5 protein-coding genes are annotated in these 6,294 nt (G+C 44.2%); 1 reads left to right on the plus strand and 4 read right to left on the minus strand.

The annotated features are described in order from the left end of the window. Positions 1 to 21: 21 nt before the first annotated feature. The 4 genes from QAI40_RS16425 to QAI40_RS16440 all read right to left on the minus strand — a co-directional run bounded on the left by QAI40_RS16425 (position 22) and on the right by QAI40_RS16440 (position 5,317). Complete coding sequence (locus tag QAI40_RS16425; RefSeq protein ID WP_299983826.1) at positions 22 to 378, minus strand: hypothetical protein; 357 nt, start codon at positions 376 to 378, stop codon at positions 22 to 24. A 69-nt stretch (positions 379 to 447) separates the two neighbouring features. After that, the gene (locus QAI40_RS16430; protein ID WP_299983824.1) at positions 448 to 1,488 is read right to left on the minus strand and encodes a sulfite exporter TauE/SafE family protein; all 1,041 of its coding nucleotides are present in this window, start codon (positions 1,486 to 1,488) and stop codon (positions 448 to 450) included. Positions 1,489 to 1,717: 229 nt separating this feature from the next. After that, a complete protein-coding gene (locus QAI40_RS16435) occupies positions 1,718 to 3,130 on the minus strand; it encodes a sigma-54-dependent transcriptional regulator (protein WP_299983822.1) in 1,413 nt (470 codons plus the stop codon). Positions 3,131 to 3,139: 9 nt separating this feature from the next. Continuing rightward, complete coding sequence (locus tag QAI40_RS16440) at positions 3,140 to 5,317, minus strand: sensor histidine kinase (RefSeq protein WP_299983820.1); 2,178 nt, start codon at positions 5,315 to 5,317, stop codon at positions 3,140 to 3,142. Positions 5,318 to 5,868: 551 nt separating this feature from the next. On the opposite strand from QAI40_RS16440, the gene QAI40_RS16445 reads away from it, so the two are divergent. Then, a complete protein-coding gene (locus QAI40_RS16445) occupies positions 5,869 to 6,255 on the plus strand; it encodes a substrate-binding domain-containing protein (protein ID WP_299983819.1) in 387 nt (128 codons plus the stop codon). Positions 6,256 to 6,294: the final 39 nt, after the last annotated feature.

The raw sequence follows: 6,294 nt of genomic DNA on the forward strand, positions 1-6,294 counted from the left end.
ACCTCTCGGTGATATAGCGGTTTATGAACAATACCATATTATAGCACAGAATATCAAAGCAACAACCCATACAGTGTGGCTTACCACTCCCTTTTTTACAGGCCCTGTACCTGAACCGGTAATATAGGTCACCAGGTTGAAAATATGGTTCCACGTCATAGCAATGATAAAAAAAGAAAGAAAAAAAGTCAGCATATGGATTTTTTCAACCCCCATTTCTGCCATAGATTTTCCTATATTTCCCGGTGCAAGGGGTCCGTCCACATTCCCAAAAAGTCCCAGATAATATAGAAAAAATGATACCCCCATGACAACCATTGACAAGCCAAAATTCCGGGTTCGTTTACGGATATAATTGTTCATCTGGTTTTTGCTCATCACACTTCTCCTTATTCTTTTTTTGCCTCCCTGTTCCCAGGGAGGCAATTATATTAATTCAGACTGCCATCAACCTGCCAGTCTCTTGTAGATGCCAGGACCTATTTTGTAAAAACAGACGGCCGCTACAATACAGCAGTAAACCGGCACCACAATTTTCCAAAATTTTTCAGGGAAAACCCGTGTCATATAGGGTGCTGCAATGGCAGAGAACATGGTGGCCAGCATAAAGGACGGCAGAATGATGTAGTCGATCTGAACACCACTGGTTAAAAGTGCCAGCCATACAATAATAGCAAAGGTGGAAACGGTGCCTTCACAGATGGCTGTTACCGCAAGCATGCTTTTAACGGGCACGCCTGAAAGAAGCCCGCCAATGGTGACAACCGGACCGTATCCGCCGCCGCCAACCCCCTTGTTAAATCCTGCCAGGGCTGCAAATCCGATCATTTTATTGGGTGTGTAGGGCCTGTCTTTTCTAGCGCTCCACAAAGAGACACCCCCCATCATCACCAGAAGGATGGCCACATAGAGTTTGATCCAGATTTTATCCATGGGGAAAAACTTATAAATACCGATGATGGAACATGATACCGCGATACACCCGGTCACCGCTATGATAATCCAGAGCTTTACGGTTTCAGACATGGGACTGAATTTCCATTCCACATTTTCAAATTCCCTGTGAAGAAAGGCACCCACAAGACCTGCCACACCCTGCTGAATCATAACAGCAGGTACGATCTGTTTGGGATCAAATCCTATCACAAGGAGGATGGGGGTTAAAGCGGTCCCAAATCCCATGCCGGCGGATGCGTCCATGAATTCAAAAAATGCCGCCAAAGCCACCACGCTCCATATAATGCGCCACTGATTTCCCTCAAGCCCGCTGGAAAGTATCCAGTCAGACTGTATCCTTACCGTGGCTTCAAAGGGATTTCCCGCAAGCCAGACGCCCAGAAGAAAAACCAGGAAAAAAACGAACACACCTCCTATGGCTGCCCGTATATGACGCCACTCCGGGATAAACCGCTCACCAATGGTCTGTTTTTCTTTTTCCAGATCCCGGGCCACTTCAAAACCGGTTATTTTTTTATCAGGTTTTTCCATACTGTTGCTCCTTTTTTTATATCATTTAAGTTGAAAACTTCGACCAGTATTTTCTTGTCGACCGTCTTTAACTAAAAGGAATAACAATAAATGTGCCAGAATGAAGGAAAACCAGAACTATTGAATAACATACTGATTATTAAAGATAAATTCTCAAAAAAGAATCAGCCGGCATCCAGATGATGTCGGCCGGTAAAACCTGGTGGTGGACAGGTGTAAAACAAAGGTGTCACTTCATAGTTGACAATGTTCTGAATTCATTGGCTTCTATATGAGATTCTTTCATGAGCCGATGGAGGTATTGTCTCTGTATCCCTGCAAGTTCAGATGCCTTGCTGATGTTTCCATGGCTTTCCTTTAACAGGGCCCGGATATAATGTTCATGAAAAAGCCGGATATTTTCTTCTTTGGCTTGTTTGAATCTCATCAAGGTATTTTCATTTTCCCTGCTCAACTCAGGCATGAAACTCTCCTCCGGGCCGGAAAGGCCCAGGTCGGAGAGGGTCAGTGTGTCGCCGGTACAAAAAATTATTCCCCGTTCAATGATATTTTCAAGTTCCCGTACATTGCCGGGAAATTGTTTTGATATCAGCGTCTGCATGGCGGACGGTGCGATCCCCTTAATCTGTTTTCCGTTCAATACACAATACTTATTTAGAAAGTGATAACTGAGAAGCGGAATATCTTCGGCTCTGTCCTTTAAGGGCGGTATTTCTAAACGGATGACGTTCAGGCGGTAAAACAGGTCCTCCCGGAATGTATTGTCCCTGATGGCCTGTTCAAGATTTTTGTTTGTGGCCGCAATGAACCTAAGGTCGGCCTTTTTAGTTATAACGCTCCCTACGGGCCTGTATTCCCCCTCCTGAAGAAGCCTGAGAATGCTGGTCTGAAGACCGGGCTTTAAATCTCCGATCTCATCAAGAAAAAGCGTGCCTCCTTCTGCTTCTTCAACCAGTCCCTTCTTGTCTGTGGCTGCACCTGTAAATGCGCCTTTCACATGTCCGAACAACTCGCTTTCAATCATATTTTCTAAAATTGCCGTACAATTTATGGTAACAAGTTTTTTTGACCTTCTATTGCTGTTCTGATGGACAGCCCTGGCCACAAGCTCTTTACCCGTTCCTGTGGGGCCGGTTATAAGGACGGTTCCAGATGTGGGAGCAGCCTGGCGAATACGGTTAAAAACATTTGCCATTGCAACACTAGAACCGATTATGGAAAGATCATTCTTCTTTTCAAGAGCATCTCGCAGCCTTTTGTTCTCCCTGATGACCGCCTGCCACTTCATGGCCTTGTCAAGGGTTACAAGAAGCCTTTCTCTGCGGAAAGGCTTTGTCAGATAATCGTTGGCTCCTTTTTGTGTGGCTTCCACCGCAGTCTCTATAGTGGCATAGGCTGTGAGGATAATTACCGATACGTCAGAACGGATCTGTCTGATCTTCTCCATCAGGCTGATCCCGGACATACCGGGCATCTTCAGGTCTGTCATTACAACGTCGAAATCCTCTCCCCTGAAAATTTCAAGTGCCTTTTCAGGATTGCTTTCCGTAACAGTCTTGTAATGGGTATCTTCCGAAATAATCCTGTCAAGCAGTGTAAGCATATCCTTTTCGTCGTCAACTATCAAAATATGTCCCTTCATCCATCCTCCTCAGGACATCACCATCAGTTTAACTGTAAAAATGGTTCCGCCGGATGCGGCATTAGCTGAAGAAGGCTTTTGGCTTTCACACTCCATGATTCCACCAAAACCGGTTATGATGCCGTAGCTTACAAAAAGTCCGAGCCCCGTTCCCCTGCCCTCGGGCTTGGTGGTAAAAAAAGGTTCGAATATATGGTCAATGTCCTTGCCCTCTATTGCAATGCCTTCATCCTGGAACTGTACTGCGACCATGTGAAGGTGAGTGTCCATAAATGTCCGGATGGTCAATCTTCCGCTTTCGGGCATGGCGTCGGCGGCGTTGTTTATCAGGTTGAGAAAAACCTGCTGTAGCTTCCGGGAATCGCCTTTTACAAGCGGAATAGTGTCTGAAAATTCCGTGGACAGAAAAATCCCCTCTTTTTCAAAGCGGTGCTTCGCTATCTTGATGGCATCCTCAAGGCAAAAGTTCAAATCGGTTTGCCGGTGACCGTTGTCTTCACCCGTACGTACGAAACCCAGAAGGTTTTCCACGATCTCTTTGCAATGAAGGCCCTGGCGTTCTACTATTTTAAGGTCTTTATAATCCTGGGAAGCTTTGTCTTTTTTTCGCAGCATAAGGTCACAGAACCCCAGTATAACCCCAAGCGGATTGTTGATTTCATGGGCAACCCCTGCTGCCAGCGTGCCCAGTGATGCCAGTTTTTCCGTGCGTATCAGGTGGCGCTCGAGTTTTTTGTCTTCAGTTATGTCCCTTCCAATGCAGAGCACGGAATTTACTTCTCCTTTTTCGCTCCGCACGGGCACCATGTGGGTGTCTACGAGTATCTGCATGCCGGCAAGGTCAAGTCCGGATTCCTTTCTGATACTTTTCCCGGTTTCAAAAACCGTACGGATAAGTGGCTGCAGCCTTCCACTCATTTCTTTTGGAAATATCGATGACAATCCCTTTCCTATATGGTCTTCAGCCCTGCATTTGAAAAAATTTGAAGTAAAGCTGTTCATGGACAAAAATTTGCCTTTGAGGTCAACGGTGAAAATGAAGTCCTCGGCGCTTTCCACAAGGGATCGATATTTTGCTTCGGAGTTTACGAGTTCTTCGGTCTGCCGGTTAACCTCCTCCTCCATATGCCTGGACCATTTTACTTCAAAAAACATGATAATTGAAGCACCTGCAATAATTGTGAATATCACGGCTATCTGCATGAAAAACTGATCCATGTATTTATCCCTTACTGCTTTCTCTATTTCCAAAACAGGAGCAACAACCGCTATGGACCAGTTTAGAGTCGGGGCTTGAGAAATCGTAACAGGGGTGTATGCAATCAGCTTTTCTATCCTGCCTGTAAGCCCCCTGTGCCATCCTGAAACATACCTTCCAGTCCCTTCGCGGCCCTTTAGCATTTCATCCCTTTGTATCTTGTTGATATTCACAAAAGAGATGTCATGATCTTTTTCTTTTCTTACCAGAAAAGCATTCTTGCCGGTAAATGAGGTGACCGGATGAAAAAGAAAACGACCTTCACCATCGATGATCCATGCATACCCTGTCTTGCCGGACCTGATATTCTTGAGGTAAGGATCCAGGAGCCATGAAATATTGACATGGCAAATGATCATTCGTGAACCGCTTTGGTCGACGGGTAAGAATAGTATTAAAAATATCCCAGATGGTGTAACTTGCAAGTTTGAGATGCTCAATTGATTTATTTTGGGGGCCTCAAGATCAAAGGGAAGAGGCAAGCTCTCGTCAAGGGGGGAATGAGTGATTTCTTTTCGGAAGGGATGACCGGAATAAACAACTCCGGCATTCCTGTCGCGAAATTCGATTGTGCTGACACCGCATTCAACCAGACGGGCCAGGGTTGATTGTATTGCCCTGATGGGATCTTCATCGTTTTCAAGTTCATGGGAAAGAATTTTCATCTCCCGTTTTAAAAAGGAGAACTCTCTCTCAATAAAACTTTTTACGTTATGCGCAATAACCATCTGCTCTTCATTGAACTGCCCACGCACGATCTTGCACATCTCCTCAATGGACCACTGGGACATAACCGCGCTTGCAGCCACAAAAATAAGCGCTGTAAGCGCCACAATGATTACTATGCTTTTTTCCGTTCCCGGTCGCTGGTGCTTGCGGGACGTCTTACGGTTAAAATTCTGGATTCTGCCTGTATTTGATTTTTCCAAAACCCAACGCTTTCTACATTTATTGTGTGCTCGAGGCTCACGGGTTTTATGCGACTACAATTTTAAATCAGGCCTTTCCCGATTTTTTTCAATTTGCGCTACTATAGTCAACAACACTAAACAATAACTATTGAGGTAGAAGCAAAAATGAGGCCACAGTGATTCCTCCATCTTTTAAGGCTTTTTGATATATCAGAATGCACCATAACCATAGATGCCATGGAAACAAAAAAAATTAGTCAAAACTATAGGAAATTTCAACCTGTCAAACAACTTTACAGGTTGTAAAATTGTATATCATATTCAGCTATTTTTTATTTTTGGCTGCGGCAAATTCCTTACAAAGACCAAGCATTCCCAAGGTAAGGCTGAGAATGGTCTCCAGTGGTGACAGAGTTGACTTCACGGTTATATATATCTAATAAAAATAACAAGTTATCCGTATTTAGGGCCGAGTGTTAACCTCTGGCACGTAAATTGAATTATATATTAAAAAATGACACTGTTGTTAGACAAAATACTTTAACCCAATAAGGAGAAGGAAAAAAATTATGAGAAAAATAATCAGTATATCACGTTTAATAGTCGTCAGTTTATTGGTACTATGGGCCGTTTCCCCACTGGCAGTGGCAACTGCTGATCAGAAATTGCAATACAGTTGCTCAGCGCAAGTTTATGAGGCGTTTGAAAATGCAAGGTTGGATGCTTTTACAAAGGAAACCGGGATATCCATTGATCTGTTTGTTGCATCATCGAATTCCTGCGTGTATCGGGTAATGCAGGATATGACCGACATCGCCAGTAGCACAAGAGCAATATACCAGCGCCACAAGGATCACGGACTAGTAGAAATACCTTTTTGCAAGGATCCTCTGGCAGTCATTACCCATAAAGCAACTATAGTCAATAATTTAAGTGGTCCCAAATCCACCGCCTAATTTTTTATAGACCCCTCCAAAGGTAAAATCGGGGAATTT

Origin of the sequence: Desulfobacula sp. (genome assembly GCF_030611305.1) — a bacterium.
In the GTDB taxonomy this organism is placed as follows: Bacteria; Desulfobacterota; Desulfobacteria; order Desulfobacterales; family Desulfobacteraceae; genus Desulfobacula.

What these genes read in the sequence shown, in the direction of transcription:
- QAI40_RS16425 (WP_299983826.1), bottom strand. Translation starts at nt 378, where the DNA reads ATGAGCAAAAACCAGATGAACAATTATATCCGTAAACGAACCCGGAAT.
- QAI40_RS16430 (WP_299983824.1), bottom strand. Translation starts at nt 1,488, where the DNA reads ATGGAAAAACCTGATAAAAAAATAACCGGTTTTGAAGTGGCCCGGGAT.
- QAI40_RS16435 (WP_299983822.1), bottom strand. Translation starts at nt 3,130, where the DNA reads ATGAAGGGACATATTTTGATAGTTGACGACGAAAAGGATATGCTTACA.
- QAI40_RS16445 (WP_299983819.1), top strand. Translation starts at nt 5,869, where the DNA reads ATGAGAAAAATAATCAGTATATCACGTTTAATAGTCGTCAGTTTATTG.